This is a genomic window from Citrobacter meridianamericanus, assembly GCF_041320245.1.
Lineage (GTDB): Bacteria > Pseudomonadota > Gammaproteobacteria > Enterobacterales > Enterobacteriaceae > Citrobacter > Citrobacter meridianamericanus.
This window is the reverse complement of record NZ_CP101036.1, coordinates 236,710-256,863: the sequence shown is the minus strand read 5'-3', so window position 1 is coordinate 256,863 and position 20,154 is coordinate 236,710. Positions and strand designations below refer to the sequence as shown.

Sequence of the window (20,154 nt, the reverse complement as noted above, 5' to 3'; positions counted from 1 at the left end):
TCCGCACAATCATTGAAAACTATTCTGGAGGGAAGCCTGTGCCTGTACTGAAAACCTCGCGTCTGATCTGCCGTCCGCTGACAAATGACGACTGGGCGTTCTTCTTAACGTTACAGCAGAATTCAGATGTGATGCGTTTTGTCGCTGACGCGCGTACTGAAGATGAGATACGGGCAGCCTTTGACTCCCGCCTGCCTGAATGGTCTCCCGGCAGCCCGCACTGGCTATGTCTGGTCCTGTGCGATAAGGCATCGGGAGCACCGCTTGGGGTGACTGGATATATTCATGAAAACAATGAATGTGCCGAGGTCGGTTTTCTGCTCGCCCCTGAAGCACAGGGGAAAGGTTATGGTGCTGAATCCCTGCATGCCGTTTGCGATTTTGCATTTACCACCGGAGGGCTACGCCGGCTTACGGCTTGCGTCACCGCAGGAAACGACGCTTCGCGACGTCTACTGGAAAAGGTCGGGTTCATTCACGAAGGCACGCTGCGGGAAAGCTACTGGCTGCATCAAACCTGGAATGATGACTGGATTTTCGGCCTGTTAAAACACGACTATCAGTCACCCGCAGCATAAGACGTTTTGCTGAAAAAACTGGCTGTATGGCAACTGGCGTAACGGAGACGGTTTCTTAAAATAGGTCTCTTTGTACAGAGATGAATATGCCACTCAATTCAACGCATTTCACACCCGCCTGTGTTGCATTTATTAAACAATGGCAAGGTCTGTCACTTGAAAAGTATCAGGATAAAAATGGTGTCTGGGTGATTGGCTACGGGCATGAAATCACATTCGATGAAAGCTTTCCTGCGCCTGTTTCGGTAACGCAGGCAGAAACACTACTGCTCGCGGATCTGGAAATCTGCGAGGAATTCATACACCAGAAAATGCCGCAAATAAAAGAAAGGTTTCAACAGGAAGCGTTAATTGCGTGGATTCTCAGCGTGGGGATAAGCCGGTTTTGTGCTGCAGAATTCTGCTCGGGGGCTTTTTCACAGCCAGAATCGTTCTGACTGTGAAATATTCGCCCATTAAATGGCGTCGTTTAACATCATTGCCGCTTGCGTACGGTTTTTTACCTCAAGGCGCTGATACAGCGACTCAAGATGGGCTTTGACCGTTCCGGTGCTGATATTTAACAACCGACCAATTTGTTTATTTGATTCTCCGGCGGCAAGCATAGTCAGAATCTCTCGCTGACGCGCACTAAGCGATCTGATATTTTGCCCGCTGCCCTCGGGAGTTGTCATACAATCTCTGGGGATGAATACCATTCCCATCGCAACGCTATTGAGTGCCAACGTGAAGGTTTCCGCGTCAGAGTCGCGTGGAACAATAGCCAGCACGTTCAATTGCGTAACCTCCTGCAGCCATTTTTTACGGCAGTCCGTTGCTGTCACCAGCACTTTTACCGTCGAAAAGCGTTGCGCTATCTGCTGTAGCAAGTTACGGCAGAACTCAGCGTCCTGGTCGCCATCCAGCATGACCAGCGCATCAGGGGTTTCTTCCAGTTTCTGCCAAAGGTCATCTGCCTGACTGACACCCTGAACATCAACTCCTGGAATACGCCCTTGCAAACTTACATTCATTCCATGAATAAATATCGACTGCCTGTCAAACATTATTACCTGCATTACTTATCTCCGTCTGAATAAGATACTAGCCTTAACACGCGGAAGGGTATTACCCGAGGGGTAAAATAAGAAGTCACCATTTGGCGGGGGCCATTTTACCGATAGACGGAGAAGAAAAAAGTAGAAATCGAAAATAGTTACAGCTCAAACCAAATAATCACACAAAGGGACAAATGTGGCGCCAAATATTAAGGAAATCCTTAATGTTTTGAGATAAAGCTCGGCTTATTAATATTAATTCTTCGAAGTTTATATTCTTTACTAAAAATAATAAACTCACGATAACAGAAAAAAATGTTACAAAACGAAATGTCGCATCAAATGATCATCACCTGTGATTTGCTGCCTGGCAGCGTTGGTATATCAATCGATACGGAAGGCTCCGGGTGATTGCATCACTGTGATCAGGTCTTCAAAGAGACAGGTCTGCATAAATAATACCCTTGAAAAAAATCACAGTTCTTTAAGTGCAAATAGTTGGCCTGAACCTGAGTCTCAACGCCTTCGGCAACCATCAGAATCTGACCCTGTCGTCCGGGCCGTTTTTGATATCTATCGAACCATAACGCTATTTAGCGAACATTAGTTGAAAATAAATAGAAAAGATAACGATAAAAAAAAGCCCCTCGCACAGCATGCTCAGGGCAAATACCTGGGTTGACATCACTCACTCAGGTTATCTATCTTCTCCCTTTTTTTGACAGCATGAGTCGGGAGTTCGCTCACTTTGTAATAAACGGGAATGACATCAGGATAATTGATGACATAACCCTGACCTCTTATATTAAGGATAAAATCTCTGGGTAATCCCAGCAGGCCAAGTTTATTATTAAGATTGTGCAGGACTTGCCATAATCGTTGCGCAGAGGGGCTCAGATTATGCGCCTCCCAGATTTTTTCAAATAATTCTTCTTTCGTTACTGGCTGGCTTCTGGCATTTATTAATAAATACAGAAAAAGCCTTAGCATTGTTTCATTAAAGTAAATTGACGCAAAAGCGATGTTTTTCTCGGTATGGCTACCCGTAAGCCGATACAGTCGGCGATTAGAAATATCAAAATGAATTTCAGCACCAATCATAAATCCATATAGACGATAGCCCATATCTTATACCCACGTTAAATGAAGACGAACATGCACCTCTACATATAAGCGTTGAGATAATCCATACCGTTTGTATGGTGGATTATATGGCTGCTATAAATACTTTCCAATCTACATCCCAATGTACTATGAGGAACCGGTCGTTTAGTATTCGTTTATGGTAGATTTGAGGTTATAAATGAATTTCACGGTTTATTATTCTTCCTATGCGAAATTTTCAGCACATGTACCATGTTTTCATATAAGCGATCAAGCACTCAATTTTTAATGTCGAATTTTACACATTTTAAAGAATTAAATCCTGATACGTGGAGAATATCAAGAAAATGGCGCACAGTCACAATCCGTCAGCAATCAAGTGACGTTTATATACTGGCATGGAGATGGGGAGGTGCTCATGGTTTCTTCTGAGGCAAATCCGCTGCCGAAGAAAATACTTAATTCAGAACGTTTATCCCGGATTTCTTTCCGCACAGCGATCGGGATATTAGATTCCAGATAATACCGGTAAACGCCACCAGCTATATTTTTGCCTGGGGTGGCGCGCCGGTTTTCTATTGCTTAAAAGTTGAATAAGATACGCGCGACTTACAGGAACATTCCGCCCGATACTTCGATACGTTGCGCTGTCATCCAGGCTAACTCATCACTGAGCAACGCGGCGATCGCGTCGCCAATATCATCCGGCAAACCCGCGCGCCCCAGTGCCGTTTGCGATGCTACATACGCATTCAGCTCTTGATTATCCCGCAGTCGACCACCGCCAAAATCGGTTTCAATCGCCCCAGGCGCGATGATGTTTACTGAAATCCCCCGCTCTCCCAGTTCTTTCGCCTGATAACGCGTCAGTACTTCCATCGCCCCTTTCATTGAGGCATAGGCGGCATATCCTGGCAGCGCAAAACGCGCCAGTCCCGATGAAACATTCAGGATCCTGCCGCCATTCTGGATCAACGGCAACAGACGCTGGGTCAGGAAGAAGGGGCCCTTAAAGTGAATGTTCACTAATTGATCAAACATCGCTTCGGAGGTATCGGCAAAAGTGCCATACAGACCAATACCGGCATTGTTCACTAAATAATCAAATGATTCACGATTCCACATGCTTTTCAGCTGCGCTTGCACCTCACGGGCAAAGGACTCAAAGCCAGCCACATCGCTGACATTCAGTTGTATTGCCGCAGCTTTTCTGCCTTTTTGCTCAATCTCAGCAACCACATCCAGTGCCGCCTGCAGCTGGCTGTTGTAGGTGAAGATAATGTCCATTCCTCTGTCTGCCAGCTTAAGTGCGGCATTTTTACCGAGTCCACGACTACCACCAGTCACTAATGCAATACGTTGCGTCATAAGAAACCTCATTTCCGACGTTGTGATGATTGAGATAAAGCTTATTAGGTGATAGAAAAACAATAAATATCACCTGTTGCGCATTACTGTTTCATCTGGAACAACAATAGGGCATGAGAATGGATAAAATTCACGCAATGCAGTTGTTCATCCGCGTCGCGGAACTGGAGAGTTTTTCACGCGCGGCAGACACTCTCGGTCTACCTAAAGGTAGCGTATCCCGCCAAATCCAGGCCCTGGAAAATCATCTCGGCACGCAGTTATTGCACCGCACTACCCGCCGCGTTCAGCTCACACAAGACGGCATGATCTATTACGAACGCGCAAAAGATTTGCTGAGCAATCTGGATGAACTGGATGGACTATTTCATCACGATCCCTCCAGCATCAGCGGCAAGCTGCGCGTCGATATGCCGGTTGGCGTAGCAAAAAATCTGGTGATGCCCCGCTTACCCACTTTCTTGCATCAGTATCCAGGCCTTGAGCTCGAACTCAGCAGCAGCGACCGCCTGGTGGATTTGATCCGCGAAGGCTTCGACTGTGTGGTACGCATAGGAACGCTGAAAGATTCAGGCCTGATTGCGCGTCCGCTGGGAAAACTCACGCAGATCAATTGCGCCAGCCCGCAATACCTCGCCCGCTTTGGGTATCCAGAAAGCCTGGAGGATTTAACCTCGCACGCGGTGGTGCACTATTCGGTCAATTTGGGAACGCGTGCGCAAGGATTCGAAGTGGCGACAGACAACGGCGCTAAATGGGTCAAAACCGGCGGCATGCTAACAGTGAACAGTACCGAAACCTATCATGCGGCATGTCTTGCCGGTCTGGGCATTATTCAGGTACCGCGCGTGGGCGTGCGTGATGCCCTGCATGCCGGTACGCTGGTAGAAGTATTACCGCAATATCGTGCCGAGCCATTACCGGTTTCCTTGCTCTATCCGCACCGTCGCAACCTCTCCCGTCGGGTACATCTGTTTATGGAATGGCTAACCGGCGTGATGAAAGACTACGTGGACTGACAAGCTATACTGTCCTGAGAATGAACAGAACAAGGATTATTGCCCTGATGACGCAGGAAAAAGAGATTAAACGCCCCATTCAGGAACTTGAGCACGCTCCCATCCCAAAAATTGAGACCCTGGAGCGTGAAAATACAGAGACCAACGGTAAGACTAACCAGGCGTTGAAAACTGCCCTGACCTTCGCTGAAAAAATTCAACGTCAGCCCATGATTGCCCATCTGATTCGCGCTGCGGAGCGGTTTAACGATCGCATGGGAAATCAGTTTGGCGCCGCGATCACCTACTTCTCGTTTCTGTCGATGATCCCTATTCTGATGGTGTCGTTTGCCGCCGCGGGTTTTATTCTCGCTTCGCATCCTACGCTGTTGCAGGATATCTTCGGCAAAATTCTGCTCAACGTCAGCGATCCGACACTCGCCTCTACGCTGAAAAACACCATTAACACCGCCGTACAGCAACGTACCACCGTCGGTCTGGTAGGGCTTGGTATCGCGCTCTATTCCGGCATTAACTGGATGGGAAACCTGCGCGAAGCTATTCGTGCCCAGTCGCGCGATGTCTGGGAGCGTACTCCGCAGGATCAGGAAAAAATTTGGGTTAAATATCTGCGTGATTTTATCTCATTGATTGGCTTACTGATTGCGCTAATTGTTACCCTGTCCATTACCTCCATTGCCGGTTCCGCCCAGCAAATGATTATCTCCGCGCTGTATCTCGACGGTATCGAATGGCTGAAGCCCGCCTGGCGGCTGATCGGTCTGACCATCTCCATTTTCGCCAACTACTTACTGTTCTTCTGGATTTTCTGGCGGCTACCGCGTCACCGCCCGCGTAAAAAGGCGCTGATTCGCGGGACATTTATTGCGGCTATTGGCTTTGAAGTGATTAAGATCGTCATGACCTACACGCTGCCATCGTTGGTAAAATCCCCTTCCGGCGCGGCGTTTGGTTCAGTGCTTGGACTGATGGCATTCTTTTACTTCTTCGCTCGTTTGACCCTGTTTTGCGCCGCCTGGATTGCCACAGCGGAATACAAAGATGACCCGCGTATGCCGGGGAAAACCCACCGCTAATTCATCAAATACTGCCGGATAACGCTCGCTTATCCGGCCTGACCAATGCTTAATTCGAAATCAACCGCATTATCAGAATTAAAATCCAGACCGTAACTTTTATTTAACCGAAAACCAGTTTTATCATCCAAGTTTTAAATTATGTGAAGCATTTCATGGAAGTGAAATCTCCAGCCTAAAAATTATCCCCTTTTTGCTCTTTTTTTGACCTCTCGCAAGGTTTGTTACAGATTGAAATGTCGCTTTTGCTGTGCGTAATATGGCCTTTCGTTCGGCCAAAAATAAGAAAATATTATGCAAGCAACAGCCACAACGCTCGACAATGAACAGGAACACACCCCGGTCAACTCGCGCAATAAAGTCGTCGTCGCTTCACTCATTGGCACTGCCATTGAGTTCTTCGACTTCTATATCTACGCCACCGCCGCGGTGATCGTGTTTCCTCATATCTTCTTCCCGCAGGGGGATCCGACCGCAGCAACGCTGCAGTCTCTCGCAACCTTTGCTATCGCCTTTGTGGCCAGGCCGATAGGTTCTGCTGTATTCGGGCATTTCGGCGATCGCGTAGGGCGTAAAGTCACGCTGGTTGCCTCACTGCTCACCATGGGGATCTCGACGGTTGTCATTGGCCTGCTGCCGGGCTATGAAACAATCGGCATTTTCGCCCCGTTGCTGCTGGCGCTGGCGCGTTTTGGTCAGGGTTTAGGTCTGGGCGGTGAATGGGGCGGCGCGGCGTTGCTGGCGACGGAAAACGCACCACCGCGTAAGCGCGCGCTGTACGGCTCATTCCCGCAGTTGGGCGCGCCTATCGGCTTCTTCTTTGCTAACGGCACGTTCCTGTTGCTTTCCTGGCTGTTGACCGACGAACAGTTTATGAGCTGGGGCTGGCGCGTACCGTTTATCTTCTCTGCGGTACTGGTGATTATCGGTTTGTACGTTCGCGTGTCGCTGCATGAATCCCCGGTCTTCGCCAAAGTGGCTGCGGCGAAAAAACAGGTGAAAATCCCGCTGGGTACTCTGCTGACAAAACATGTTCGTGTGACGATCCTCGGCACATTCATCATGCTGGCGACCTATACGCTGTTTTATATCATGACCGTCTATTCAATGACGTTCAGCACCGCCGCTGCCCCCGTAGGGCTTGGCCTGCCGCGTAATGAAGTGTTGTGGATGCTGATGATGGCGGTTATTGGCTTTGGCGTAATGGTGCCGGTGGCGGGCCTGCTGGCCGATGCGTTTGGTCGTCGCAAGAGCATGCTCATCATCACCACGCTTATCATTCTGTTTGCGCTGTTTGCCTTTAAACCGCTGCTCGGTTCTGGCAATCCGGTGCTGGTGTTCGCCTTCCTGTTGCTTGGCCTGAGCCTGATGGGTCTGACATTTGGTCCGATGGGCGCGCTGCTGCCGGAGCTGTTCCCGACTGAAGTGCGCTATACGGGAGCGTCGTTTTCGTACAACGTGTCATCGATTCTTGGTGCGTCCGTTGCCCCTTACATTGCCGCATGGCTGCAGGCGAATTACGGCCTGGCGGCGGTTGGTACGTATCTGGCATCGATGGCGGCGTTAACACTGATTGCGCTGCTGTTAACTCACGAAACCCGCCATCAGTCGTTGTAATTCTTTTGCCGGATGCGGTAGTGACACCGCATCCGGTGCTCTCATCACTTCTTCATCTGCGACAGGATCGTCCGACACTGATTCGCGTCCCCCTCTGACGGCGAAATCAGCGCCAGCAGAGCTGCCGCTGGCGTCACCAGCGTTGCCAGCGCGGCAGCAACCGCACCGCGCGCAATCAGCGGTCCGGCCTTCACGCCAGCCTGTGGATTTTTAAAGGTTCCACGGACATACAGCGGCGAACGCAGGGTAATAATACGGATACCTTTGCTCTCCGGATCGATGGTTAAATCCAGTTGCTCCGACGCAAAGCTCGCCGTACCGGTGACATTGATGACCGCGTTTTCGGTGTCGAAAGCAAAAATCTGCGGACGCGCCACCCCGTTAACAATATCCAGATTCGCTGCCGCGCAGTTTACCCGCACCTCATCATCACCAAATATCTGTCCGACGATATAATTGCCCAAATTCAAGCCAACAATTTCCATCAGATTCCGGCTGATTAACCCATCATTCATCAGCAGCTTCAGATTGCCATTGCTGTTACCCAGCAGCGCAGCGATCGAGTTTCCACTCCCGCTAAACCTGGCGTCACCGTTCATTTCTCCAAGCGTTTTCTGCATCAACTCTACATCCGGCATCAGCGCTTTTAGCTTCAGGCGTCGAGCCTGAATGTCCGCCTGCCCCCGCATCGGCTTTTTGCCCCCTTCCAGGTGGATGCTGGAGACAATGCTGCCCCCCGCGAGGCCAAATTTTAGCGGTTGCAGCCGTAGGTCGGCATTTTTCAGGATGATATGTGTGGAGAGATCGCTGATCGGCAAACTACTGCCGTGTTCGATACGTCGCCCTTTGAAACGTACGTCAGCATCCATCACGTTCCATTTGTCGGTTTCAAATCGGTCATATGGCAAAACCTTGTCCGCTGGCTGGACGCTCTTCTCGCCTTTGCGCTGCTCAGACTGTTTTGCCCGCTCCGCCCCTTTGCCTGAATCCACTCCGATCAGCGGCCCCAAGTCTGCCAGCCTCAGTTGGCGCGATTCAACATCCCCCTTCAGCATGGGTCGCGGTTTACCGGTGGTATAGGTCAGCGTTCCGTGAATATCGCTGTCGCCAATGCGGCCATTGAAATCGCGATAATCAAAAACAGAGGATTTTTCCGGATCAATTTTAGCAATCAGACGCCCGTCAGTTTCAAACGGCGGTGTATCCGGGAGCAGCACGCCGGTCAAATCGTACAAATCCCCTAGCGAATCTCCCGAGAATTTAAGTCGCAGATCCGCTCCGCCCATATTCATTGGATCGTTTATCGTACCCATAAACGCCACGCGCGTACTGCCCGAACGGAAATCAGCCTGAATCGGGAAAGAGGTTCCTTCGCCGCGCAGCGCCAGCATTCCGCCAATTTTTCCGCTACCGCTTAGCGGTTCGCCGTTATATCGCCCTTGCGCTTTCAGACCAAACACATAGTCCTCAACGCGAACGTTGCTCTCTTTACCTTTTGTGCCAGTCACTTCGCTAAAGGGCAATGGTTTCCCCAGCGGATCGATCAGGATCTCAAGCTCCGACTTCGTCACTTTATCGTTAATGGCGATCCGCCCTTGATCGAACAAAATGTTATCCAGCCGGAAAGACCATGCGGATGGCGACGGATTAGGGTCGCGGTTTTCGTCCCCAGCGAAGTTAAAGGTCCAGTTATTGTTTTTCTCCGACAGACGGATCAGCCGCGCATCGGGTTTTACCAGCTTGATCCACGGGAGCCAGACTGTCTTTGTCAGCAATGCCAGTGGGGCGAGCGTGGCTTCAACGCGCGGGAGATGCACCATGGTAACGTCAGGAATATCCGGCGGGTTGCCAAGGATGATATCTTCGGCATGAATATGCGGCCACGGAACCCAGCTACGCCAGCCGGTTTCCTGCTTTTGGCGTTCCCAAACCACGCCCAGGTCACCCCGTATAGCGAAGGGCCGATTGAGTTCTGTAGAGACTTTCTGGTTGATGGTCGGTTTGAGCCGATTCCAGTCAAATGTCGCAATCACAATGATGAGTACGACGATCAACAACAAGAAAACCCCTATTATTGAAGGGGTTATTTTGCCTGTTTTCGTCATGTCTAACCTCCTTATTTCCTTCCTTGCCTGTCCTAAAGATAGCCCAGCAGGAAAAAAGGAGGTGTTCTACATCTTCATCAAAGCGACAGCATCACGTCTTCGAGGGTATCAAGAGGCAATGGACGAGAAAGAAAATAGCCTTGCGCAGCAAAAGCCGGTGAGTTTTGGACATCGCGCCACTCTTCCAGCGTTTCAACGCCTTCGACAATCACGCCGCGGCAATAGCGATTCATCAGCTGTAATAGCAGCGTGAAGAGATTGCGACCTTCCGGCGTCTGGCGCAGCATGACAAACAGATCCCGCGCCACTTTGATATAGTCATAGCTCACTTCGCTTAGGGCCGAGAAGTTCGCCATTCCGGTACCAAAATCATCCAGCCAGAGCGGGCCAAACTCGCACATTGAGGCGAACGACGACCCCTTCGGTAAGCGGATGTGCTCCACCAGTTCAAAGCGCAACCACGGCAGACATTCGATGATTTTCAGAACGTCAGCATCCTGGCGCATCGCAATGAGTGTTGGCCCGTCGACGTTCACCGATGCCAGCAGGCCGTTAGCTCTAAAAAACGCCCCTTTTTGTTCGAGCTGCAAAAGCTGTTCTTTCACTACATCAACGCGATGCCGGACGGCCACTTCGGCAAAATAGCGATCTGGCGCGATACGGTGGGTGGGGTTTTCAGGATGGCTCACGACGGTCAGCAGCTCAACGGCCATCAGCCTTCCGTTGGTCTGGTAAATTGGCTGGTAGGTGTAAGCACGCTCGCACTGCAGCCAATAGCGTCTCTCCTGCAAGCTTTCAATACTCGCATCAGGCGTAATTAGCCGCTGGGTAACCTGCTTTATCATCTGAGATGTCCTGTAAATAAGAGTGTGACTGACCGGACTCGTCAAAGGTTATCGGCGCTCAGGCGCAGAACTTTACGTTCCGCCTCAGGCAAAATAGAAACTAAGCGGTAAAAAACGACGCAGAACACGTGCTGGCTCAAAAAAATAATGGAACGATGTTTTAATATAGTTGACCACTTAACACCCACAGCGCACACTAACGCTAATTTTTTTCACAGCAGGTTACGACTATGTCCAGAAAGATTGCCGTGATTGGCGAATGCATGATTGAGCTGTCACAAAAAGGCGCTGACGTTCAGCGCGGATTCTGTGGCGACACGTTGAATACATCCGTTTATATCGCCCGCCAGGTCGATGCTGCGGCACTTTCCGTACACTATGTGACTGCACTGGGTACCGACAGTTTTAGCCAACAAATGCTCGAATCCTGGCAGGGCGAAAACGTGGATACCTCATTAACCCAGCGCATGGAAAATCGCCTGCCGGGCCTTTACTACATAGAGACCGACAGCACTGGCGAACGTACTTTCTATTATTGGCGTAATGAAGCAGCCGCAAAATTCTGGCTGGAGAGCGAACAGTCCGCCGCTATTTGTAACGCGCTGGCGACATTTGACTATCTGTATCTGAGCGGGATTAGCCTGGCAATTTTAAGCCCGGCAAGTCGTGACAAACTGCTGTCGTTGCTGCGTGAATGCCGCGCCAACGGTGGAAAGGTCATTTTTGACAATAACTACCGTCCACGTCTGTGGAGCAGCAAAGAAGAGACGCAGCAGGTGTATCAACAGATGCTGGAATGCACCGATATCGCGTTCCTGACGCTGGATGATGAGGACGCGCTGTGGGGTGAAAAACCTGTTGCCGAGGTGATGGCTCGTACTCACGCGGCTGGCGTGCAGGAAGTGGTAGTGAAGCGCGGCGCAGACTCTTGCCTGGTTTCCATCGTGGGTGAAGAACTCATCGATGTCCCGGCCGTAAAACTGCCGAAAGAGAAGGTGATCGATACCACCGCTGCGGGAGACTCCTTCAGCGCAGGGTATCTGGCGGTACGTCTGACCGGCGGCGATGCCGCTGATGCCGCGAAACGCGGCCACCTGACGGCAAGCACCGTTATTCAGCATCGCGGGGCGATTATCCCACGCGACGCCATGCCGCAATAACTTGTTGTTCTTGTAGGCCGGGGGCGCTTCGCTTGCCCGGCCTACAGGTTACGATCCCCTTTATTGTACCGGCGGGATGTCCGTCACTTCAGGATGTGATTCATCCGTTTCAGCCGACGTTGCCGCTGCGCTAACCGGCGCCATAATGCTATCCCACGTCGCTTGCAGATCCTTCATATTGAATTCAGGCTCACCTTTCGGCTGCAGCAGAATTAACGCCATATCTTGCGACAGTTGCTGACGCAGATCCTGGTTCAGCATCTCAACGCTCAGGCTGTTAAGGAAGCTCTGGCGTAAACGCTGATACTGTTCCGGCGCAATATCCACGACCTGGTTTTGCAACGAACGCAAACGCTGGCTGATCAAGATATCGGTGTCGGTGCGGCCATAGGTGGCAAACAGCTTTTGCAGCTCCAGATTCTTTTGTGCGACCAGCGCATTGAACTCTTCCTCCGGCAAGCCCTTATCGCGCACTTTGGCCAGCTCACGCGCAACCGTACCGAGGTTCGCATTCAGCTTATCGTTCGGCGATTCAACGTTGATGGCGCACTGCGCACGCAGGAACAGCACCCGACAGTCAAAACCAAGGCCAATGTCTTTGGTATTGTTTTTACTCAGCTCCTGCTGAATGTGCCAAAACAGCGCCTCACGGGCTAAATCTGCGCGCCAGTAACGTAACAGCGCGGCAGATTCACGGATGGGCTGCCACGGCGTATCCCACATAATGGAAAGGCGATCCTGGCGTACCGCATCGGTCATAATGCTCACGGCTTCTGCACGCAGCGGCGAAAGCGTCGGTACTGGCGCAGGCGTTTCACGTTTTCCTTTTAACTCGCCAAAAGTTTTATTGATTTGCTCAGCCACGCTGCGCGCATCAACGTTACCGACGATAATCAGCGTCATCGCATCCGGGGTATACCATTTCTGATAGAAGGCGTGGATTTTTGTCGCATCGACAGGCGTTTTCAGCGGATCGGCTGGATCGTGGCCCAGCAACGTTGATCCCTTCAGACGATAGCGCCACCATCCCTCTTTGGTATCTGACGGCCAGGTTGCAACCATATCTTCGCTACTCAGCGCATGATTGACCGTTTCAGGGGTAATGCTCAGATTGCCGGAGATATTCGCCAGGTAAGAAAGTGACTCTTTCAGTAGATCGTTACGGCTGTTTGGCAGACTGAGGTTGTACAACGTGGAATCATAGGAAACGATAACGGGCGGCATGGGACGTTTGGGATCGAACCCCTGCTGCCACAATGAACGGGCTTGCGTGGCATCGAGGCCACCGCTTTGCGTCAGCGCGATACGTGGGATCGCATGGCTGAAACCACTCTGTTGCGTACTTTCGGTGAGTGAACCGGTATTAACCAGCAGGCGGACCTCAATACGGTCACTGGGGCGCTGGGGAGTGGCTAACACTTGCCACTGTAGACCATTTGCCAACGTGCCCTGTTGCCACGCCGGGTCAGGCTGGAGCGCATCTGCCTGCACATAGCCGGCAGTGGCCATCATCAGCAAGCCGCCCGCTAAAAGTCGAATTTTTGTGCCCTGCATGTGAACCCCTGATCAACTATCCTGGAAATAAAAAGACAGCCCGCAAAAGGACTCTCTGAATATGACGTTAAAAACACTTCGTGTTAGACCGCAAGAACATGAAAATGTCACGGAGGAAGTGAAAAAATCCCGACACCGCCGAATCGACGGTTTCAGGCACAGGGGTTAATTATGCGCAAACACCCGCAGTCCTGGAAGGGACTACGGGCATAAGTGGAGAGATTAAGAGGATATTTCGTGCGTTTTGCCATCCGGCGCACGATTATTCAGCACATCGTCCAGCTTTTTATGGTCCAGTTCTTTGACCCATTTGGCGACGACGACAGTTGCCACACCGTTACCGACCAGGTTAGTCAGCGCACGTGCTTCAGACATAAAGCGGTCAATACCGAGAATCAACGCCAGACCCGCAACCGGCAAATGGCCCACCGCGGAGATCGTCGCGGCCAGAACAATGAAGCCACTCCCGGTCACACCCGCAGCACCTTTTGAAGAGAGCAGGAGCACCACCAACAGGGTTATCTGATGGAAGATATCCATATGGCTGTTGGTCGCCTGAGCGATAAACACCGCCGCCATCGTCAGATAGATTGATGTCCCATCAAGGTTAAACGAGTAGCCCGTGGGAATAACCAACCCGACAACAGACTTCCGGCAGCCCAGTTTTTCCATCTTATCAAGCATACGCGGCAGTGCGGACTCGGAAGAAGAGGTACCCAGAACGATCAGCAGTTCTTCACGGATATAACGGATGAATTTGAAAATGCTGAAGCCGGTTGCGCGAGCAATCGAGCCCAGCACCACGACCACAAACAAAATACAGGTTATGTAGAAGCAGATGATCAACTGGCCCAACTGCACCAGCGTCCCAACGCCATATTTACCGATGGTAAAGGCCATGGCACCGAAAGCACCGATCGGCGCCAGACGCATGATCATGTTGATGATGCCGAAAATAACCTGCGAAAAGCTTTCAATCACGTTGAAAATCATCTGGCCTTTGCTGCCAAGACGGTGCAGCGCAAAACCAAACATTACCGCAAACAGTAATACCTGCAGGATATTGCCGCTGGCGAACGCGCCAATGACGCTACCCGGGATAATATCCATCAGGAAGCCTACGATCCCCTGGTCTTTTGCCTGTTCAGCGTAAATGGCAACCGCTTTAGCGTCCAGCGTCGCCGGATCGACGTTCATTCCGGCACCGGGCTGCACTACGTTGACGATGATAAGGCCGATGATCAGCGCAATCGTACTGACAATTTCAAAATAGAGCAGTGCAACCGCACCGGTGCGACCGACTGCTTTCATACTTTCCATGCCTGCAATGCCGGTAACGACAGTACAGAAGATGACAGGTGCGATGACCATTTTGATGAGCTTAACGAAAGCATCACCAAGCGGCTTCATTTGGGCGCCTAATTCAGGATAGTAATGGCCAAGGAGGATACCGATGGCAATTGCTGTCAGGACCTGAAAGTAAAGGCTTTTGAATATAGAGGTCTTCATAGGGTGTCCTTAAAGTAAAAACCACAGGTCTTGTAAGGTTTTGTTTAACCTGCGGCCCTAAAGTAACACCCACACAACATGACAGAAATGTGCCTGGATCATAATTGATACAGAAATGTTAAAAATTTTGAGCTGGCTCGCACAAGCGAGACCTTTTTTAACTTTTGTAATCAGCGTTTTCCGGCGCCAGATAACGTTCTTCGAAGATATTAGCCGGAACCGGTCGGGCAAACAGGAACCCTTGCGCCACTTCCACCCCCGCTTGCGATAACCATTCGCGTTGCGCTTCGGTTTCGACGCCTTCGGCAATCATCTGCAAATTGAGTCCATGCGCCAACTGAATAATGGCGGAGATCATACTGCAATCTTCAGGGACGCCATCGACAAACATCTTATCGATTTTGAGTACATCCACCGGTAGCGATTTCATATGCTGTAGCTGTCGCAGACCCGCATATCCCATACCAAAGTCGTCGAGGGCAATACGCACGCCCGCGTTGCGCAGCGGACGTAAAATAGCCACAGCGGCATGGGGATCATCAATATGCCGACTTTCGGTCACTTCCAGAATCAACGTCCCAGGCTTGATACGATAGCGGTTTAGCAATTCCAGCAGATCCGACACCATACTTGGGTGCATTAGCTGTAGCGCAGACAGATTCACCGAAAGCGGCAGCATCAGACCACGTTCCTGCCAGGCCGAAAGCTGGCGGCATGTCTCTTCCAGCACCCAGTAACCTACCGTCACCATCAGGCCACAGGACTCAATCCTGTCGATTAGCCCTTCAGGCAGTTCCCAGCTTCCGTCCGGCTGCTGCATGCGCAATAAAGCCTCTGCGCTCAATATTTTACCGCTGGACATTTCCACCTGCGGCTGCATCCACAACGCAAACTGATGGTTATCCAGCGCGGTAAGAATATCGTTCTCTTCCGTCAAACGCTGCTGCGCTTCTTCCATCTGCAACGGATCAAAGAACTGAATCTGGTTTTTACCTTTATGACGCGACGTTAACACGGCTGAGAGCGCGCGGCGGTATAGCTGTTCTGCGGTCAAATCGCCATTAAACATCGCCACCCCAATGTTGCAGGTGGGACGGAGTTGAATCCCCTGAATCGGTAACCGCTCGTTAACGATAGTGAGTACTTGCTGACCTAACGTAATCGCGTGCCAGGGCTCCTTTACGCCATGTGCGATAATGGCAAAGTCATAGCCGCTCACCTGGGTAAGTACCATTCTGGGGGCCAATACTGATTTCAGTTTTTCAACCAGCGTAAGCAACAGGATTTCCCGCTGGGTCTCGGATAACACCCCCGCGGTATCACGCAGGGTTTCGCAGGTGACAATCATCAGCGCCGTCGTCTGCTGGCGGGTAACAACCTGCTCCAACAGCCCCATCAGGAACGACTTGTTGGGCAGTTCGGAAACCGGGAACCGCATTGAATAGTCGCTTTGTTCGTCAGTGTAGCGCTGAATCTGCTGCTGATTAAGGTTGTAGCTACGCACCAGCAGGCCAATCTCATCGTCCTGATGCAGGCGCGGCAACGCCAGCTGATAGCCAATCAGATCCTGCTGAGGGATATCGTTCAGCTCGCGAGCGATTTTACGTAATGGATGCAAAATCAATCGGTTAATGCACCATGAGATCGCCACCGTGAGTACCAACGATAAAAGTAAGTAAATGGTCACTAACGTTGAAAGCGTGCTCATTACGAACTTGTACATACGGTACGAATCCGCCTGCAGCACCAGATACGCCAGCGGTTGCGGGTTCGCTGAGCGCTCGAGGGAATATACCGGCAGCGAAATTTGCACCGGAAGTTCAAACAGGCGAGTTACCGTAACAGGAACTGGGCGCTCAGGAATAAAACTCATCCGTAGAGCCTGAAACTGATTGGGCAGCACCACATCGGCGCGGCTGACCACGCCTGCTGGCCGAATACTTTTTAAAATGGCTTCCGCTTCAGGAATATCCCCTTTCAGGATAGTGCCCGACAGAGGCTCACGGACGGAGCGAGCGATACTTTCCAGTTGCGTAGCCGTGTTATAGCGGTTCTGCTGTACCAGATGGAACAACAAAACGGTGCAAAAAATAAACACAAACACCATGACAACGGCCGCAACCATTGCCATCTGCTTAATTGTTAACGAGCGGCTGACACGCAAACTGACTCTCCACGGATAGACGAAACTGCCGTCAGAGTATACCCGATCGTAGCGGTATTAAGAGAGGCGGTATCTGAAAACTTCCCAACGTGCATTATCGCGACAGGATAGGCACGTGGCGACGAGATTTATCTGCATTTAAGCCGAAAAAGGCCGCAAGGTCGCCTCTTGCGGCCTGGTTCGGGCGCATGTTGCCGTTACGGCAGGCAGACGCCCGCAAAGTGCATTACTTCCTGGTATGCATCCTGCACGCTGGAAAGATTCTTGCCAGTTGGCAACATTCCTGCCGACAATTAATGCCAGCAGATACATAACTCATTGATATCTATTAGTTCACTTTCTGGCACAGCGATTGCTATTTGACTGTGAGCTGTTCTGTTCCGAATCAAAGGAGATATCATGTCTGACTGTCGTACTTACGGATTCAATACCCAGATCGTTCACGCGGGGCAACAACCCGACCCTTCAACTGGCGCGCTTAGTACGCCTATTTTCCAGACTTCAACGTTTGTATTTGACAGCGCCGAACAAGGTGCCGGCTCGAAGAGTCCGGGTACATTTACACCCGTTTAGGCAACCCCACCACCGATGCGCTGGAGAAAAAGCTGGCGGTGCTGGAAAGAGGTGAAGCCGGGCTGGCCACCGCGTCCGGTATTTCTGCCATCACCACCACGCTGCTGACGTTGTGCCAGCAGGGCGACCATATCGTTTCCGCCAGCGCGATTTACGGCTGCACCCACGCATTTCTGTCGCACAGCATGCCGAAGTTCGGCATTAACGTCAGCTTCGTCGACGCGGCAAAGCCTGAAGAAATCCGCGCCGCCATGCGTCCGGAAACCAAAGTGGTGTATATCGAAACGCCCGCCAACCCGACGCTGTCGCTGGTCGACATTGAAACGGTAGCCGGTATCGCCCATCAGCAAGGCGCACTGCTGGTCGTGGATAACACCTTTATGTCGCCCTACTGTCAGCAGCCTTTGCAACTGGGCGCGGATATTGTGGTGCACAGCGTCACCAAATATATCAACGGTCACGGGGATGTGATTGGCGGCATCATTGTTGGTAAGCAGGAGTTTATCGACCAGGCGCGGTTTGTTGGCCTGAAAGATATCACCGGCGGCTGCATGAGTCCTTTCAATGCGTGGTTGACGCTGCGCGGGGTTAAAACGCTGGGTATTCGAATGGAGCGCCACTGTGAAAACGCGTTGAAAATCGCCCGTTTTCTCGAAGGGCATCCGTCCATTACCCGCGTCTATTACCCTGGTCTGTCTTCGCACCCGCAGTATGAGCTGGGCCAGCGGCAGATGAGCCTGCCAGGAGGAATTATCAGCTTCGAAATCGCCGGCGGTCTCGATGCTGGCAGACGGATGATCAATTCTGTAGAATTGTGCCTCCTCGCGGTCAGTCTCGGTGATACCGAAACCCTCATTCAGCACCCAGCGTCTATGACACATTCGCCCGTTGCGCCAGAGGAACGGCTTAAAGCAGGTATTACCGACGGGCTTATCCGTCTTTCTGTGGGTCTTGAAGATCCAGAAGATATTATTAACGACCTTGAACACGCCATCAGAAAGGCAACATTCTGACCATTACGACCTGAACCGACGCCGATCGGTTCAGGTCGTTGAGAATCAAGGCACAACAGTCTGGCTATACGCACAATCCTCTTCCGGGGAGCGCGCGTATTTTGGGCAGGGGGTTCTATGCAGGACAACACAATACAATTAAGCAACAATACAGCAACCGCCGTACCATTCTCAAAAAAGATACCGTTTACGAAATACGATTTTGGCTGGGTATTACTGTGCATCGGCATGGCAATTGGTGCCGGAACGGTGCTAATGCCAGTACAAATTGGCTTAACTGGCATTTGGGTGTTTATCGTTGCCTTTATTATTGCCTATCCGGCAACCTATATTGTGCAAGATATTTATTTAAAAACATTATCAGAAAGTGAAACCTGTAATGACTATACCGATATTATCAGTCATTACCTGGGAAAGAACTGGGGCGTATTTCTTGGCGTCATCTATTTTCTGATGATTATTCACGGGATATTTATTTATTCCTTATCGGTGGTTTTTGACAGCGCCTCATATATCAAAACTTTTGGTTTGACCGATGCCGATCTTTCGCAGTCAATAATCTACAAAGTGGCCATTTTTGCAGTGCTGGTCGCCATTGCTTCCGGGGGAGAAAAATTGCTGTTCAAAATTTCCGGCCCGATGGTGGTGGTCAAAGTGGGTATCATCATCGTGTTTGGTTTTGCGATGATTCCGCACTGGAACTTCTCTAATATCAGCGCTTTCCCTGAAGCCTCTGTTTTCTTTCGCGACGTGCTGCTAACCATCCCGTTCTGCTTCTTCTCTGCGGTGTTTATTCAGGTGTTGAACCCTATGAACATCGCCTACCGCAAACGAGTGGCGGATCGAGTGCTGGCCACACGTATGGCTATACGCACGCATCGGATCAGTTACATTACGCTGATTGCGGTCATCCTGTTTTTCTCTTTTTCTTTTACCTTTTCCATTAGCCATGAAGAAGCCGTATCAGCCTTCGAACAAAATATTTCCGCATTGGCGCTGGCGGCACAAGTCATTCCCGGACAGATTATTCATATCACCTCAACGGTGCTAAATATCTTCGCCGTATTAACCGCGTTCTTTGGTATTTATTTGGGATTCCACGAGGCGATTAAAGGAATCATTCTTAACGTTCTGAGCCGCGTTATTGACGTGGAGAAAATTAATCCTCTGGTGCTTACGCTGGGTATTTGTACCTTTATTGTTATCACCCTGGTGATTTGGGTATCGTTTCGCGTATCGGTACTGGTGTTCTTCCAGTTAGGCAGCCCGCTGTACGGGATTGTGTCGTGTATTATTCCGTTTTTCCTGATCTATAAAGTCACGCAGCTGGAAAAACTGCGCGGGCTGAAAACCTGGCTAATCCTGCTGTACGGGATCCTGCTGTGCCTGTCGCCGTTACTGAAGCTGATTGAATAATCCGTTTAGCGCCGTC

General features: G+C 50.8%; 16 protein-coding genes and 1 pseudogene. 8 read left to right on the top strand and 9 right to left on the bottom strand.

Annotated features, from left to right (window positions below):
• The first annotated feature begins 38 nt into the window (after positions 1-38).
• Both NMD08_RS01180 and NMD08_RS01175 read left to right on the top strand, forming a co-directional pair.
• Positions 39-578, top strand: coding sequence for a GNAT family N-acetyltransferase (locus NMD08_RS01180; protein ID WP_151216914.1), 540 nt, complete (start codon positions 39-41; stop codon positions 576-578).
• A gap of 86 nt (positions 579-664) precedes the next feature.
• Positions 665-1,015: a glycoside hydrolase family protein gene (locus NMD08_RS01175; protein ID WP_151223970.1), complete on the top strand. Its 351-nt coding sequence runs from the start codon at positions 665-667 to the stop codon at positions 1,013-1,015.
• A gap of 18 nt (positions 1,016-1,033) precedes the next feature.
• Here the strand turns inward: NMD08_RS01175 and NMD08_RS01170 are convergent, their stop codons facing one another.
• The 4 genes from NMD08_RS01170 to NMD08_RS01155 all read right to left on the bottom strand — a co-directional run bounded on the left by NMD08_RS01170 (position 1,034) and on the right by NMD08_RS01155 (position 4,087).
• Positions 1,034-1,636, bottom strand: a complete 603-nt coding sequence (locus tag NMD08_RS01170) for a response regulator transcription factor (RefSeq protein ID WP_187253833.1) — start codon at positions 1,634-1,636, stop codon at positions 1,034-1,036.
• A gap of 404 nt (positions 1,637-2,040) precedes the next feature.
• On the bottom strand, positions 2,041-2,151 hold the full coding sequence (locus NMD08_RS01165) for an EAL domain-containing protein (protein WP_210904174.1): 111 nt from the start codon (positions 2,149-2,151) through the stop codon (positions 2,041-2,043).
• A 148-nt stretch (positions 2,152-2,299) separates the two neighbouring features.
• The gene (locus NMD08_RS01160; protein ID WP_151216916.1) at positions 2,300-2,740 is read right to left on the bottom strand and encodes a winged helix-turn-helix domain-containing protein; all 441 of its coding nucleotides are present in this window, start codon (positions 2,738-2,740) and stop codon (positions 2,300-2,302) included.
• 588 nt (positions 2,741-3,328) lie between these two features.
• Positions 3,329-4,087 (bottom strand): SDR family NAD(P)-dependent oxidoreductase, encoded by a 759-nt coding sequence (locus tag NMD08_RS01155; protein ID WP_370619387.1) that lies wholly within the window; start codon positions 4,085-4,087, stop codon positions 3,329-3,331.
• A gap of 119 nt (positions 4,088-4,206) precedes the next feature.
• On the opposite strand from NMD08_RS01155, the gene NMD08_RS01150 reads away from it, so the two are divergent.
• The 3 genes from NMD08_RS01150 to NMD08_RS01140 all read left to right on the top strand — a co-directional run bounded on the left by NMD08_RS01150 (position 4,207) and on the right by NMD08_RS01140 (position 7,799).
• The gene (locus NMD08_RS01150) at positions 4,207-5,106 is read left to right on the top strand and encodes a LysR family transcriptional regulator (protein WP_370619385.1); all 900 of its coding nucleotides are present in this window, start codon (positions 4,207-4,209) and stop codon (positions 5,104-5,106) included.
• A 47-nt stretch (positions 5,107-5,153) separates the two neighbouring features.
• Entirely contained in the window at positions 5,154-6,182 is a 1,029-nt protein-coding gene (gene yhjD, locus NMD08_RS01145) for an inner membrane protein YhjD (RefSeq protein WP_151216919.1), read from the top strand.
• Positions 6,183-6,476: 294 nt separating this feature from the next.
• The gene (locus NMD08_RS01140; RefSeq protein WP_003023312.1) at positions 6,477-7,799 is read left to right on the top strand and encodes an MFS transporter; all 1,323 of its coding nucleotides are present in this window, start codon (positions 6,477-6,479) and stop codon (positions 7,797-7,799) included.
• Between the two features lie 44 nt (positions 7,800-7,843).
• On the opposite strand, the gene NMD08_RS01135 is transcribed toward NMD08_RS01140, so the two are convergent.
• Positions 7,844-9,904 carry an AsmA family protein gene (locus NMD08_RS01135; RefSeq protein ID WP_370619383.1) on the bottom strand — a complete coding sequence of 687 codons (2,061 nt, stop codon included), beginning with the start codon at positions 9,902-9,904 and terminating at the stop codon, positions 7,844-7,846.
• A gap of 77 nt (positions 9,905-9,981) precedes the next feature.
• The gene (gene pdeH / locus NMD08_RS01130) at positions 9,982-10,749 is read right to left on the bottom strand and encodes a cyclic-guanylate-specific phosphodiesterase (RefSeq protein WP_187253838.1); all 768 of its coding nucleotides are present in this window, start codon (positions 10,747-10,749) and stop codon (positions 9,982-9,984) included.
• Positions 10,750-10,979: 230 nt separating this feature from the next.
• On the opposite strand from pdeH, the gene NMD08_RS01125 reads away from it, so the two are divergent.
• Positions 10,980-11,909 (top strand): sugar kinase, encoded by a 930-nt coding sequence (locus NMD08_RS01125; RefSeq protein ID WP_370619381.1) that lies wholly within the window; start codon positions 10,980-10,982, stop codon positions 11,907-11,909.
• Positions 11,910-11,969: 60 nt separating this feature from the next.
• On the opposite strand, the gene NMD08_RS01120 is transcribed toward NMD08_RS01125, so the two are convergent.
• The 3 genes from NMD08_RS01120 to hmsP form a co-directional block, all read right to left on the bottom strand.
• Positions 11,970-13,463: a pitrilysin family protein gene (locus NMD08_RS01120; RefSeq protein WP_151216922.1), complete on the bottom strand. Its 1,494-nt coding sequence runs from the start codon at positions 13,461-13,463 to the stop codon at positions 11,970-11,972.
• Positions 13,464-13,685: 222 nt separating this feature from the next.
• Positions 13,686-14,972, bottom strand: coding sequence for a C4-dicarboxylate transporter DctC (dctA, locus tag NMD08_RS01115; RefSeq protein ID WP_003023301.1), 1,287 nt, complete (start codon positions 14,970-14,972; stop codon positions 13,686-13,688).
• 157 nt (positions 14,973-15,129) lie between these two features.
• Positions 15,130-17,136 (bottom strand): biofilm formation regulator HmsP, encoded by a 2,007-nt coding sequence (gene hmsP / locus NMD08_RS01110; protein ID WP_151216923.1) that lies wholly within the window; start codon positions 17,134-17,136, stop codon positions 15,130-15,132.
• 399 nt (positions 17,137-17,535) lie between these two features.
• On the opposite strand from hmsP, the pseudogene megL reads away from it, so the two are divergent.
• Both megL and NMD08_RS01100 read left to right on the top strand, forming a co-directional pair.
• Positions 17,536-18,722 (top strand): annotated as a pseudogene (gene megL / locus NMD08_RS01105) (methionine gamma-lyase).
• A gap of 117 nt (positions 18,723-18,839) precedes the next feature.
• Positions 18,840-20,138 (top strand): aromatic amino acid transport family protein, encoded by a 1,299-nt coding sequence (locus NMD08_RS01100; protein WP_151216925.1) that lies wholly within the window; start codon positions 18,840-18,842, stop codon positions 20,136-20,138.
• The last annotated feature ends 16 nt before the right edge of the window (positions 20,139-20,154 follow it).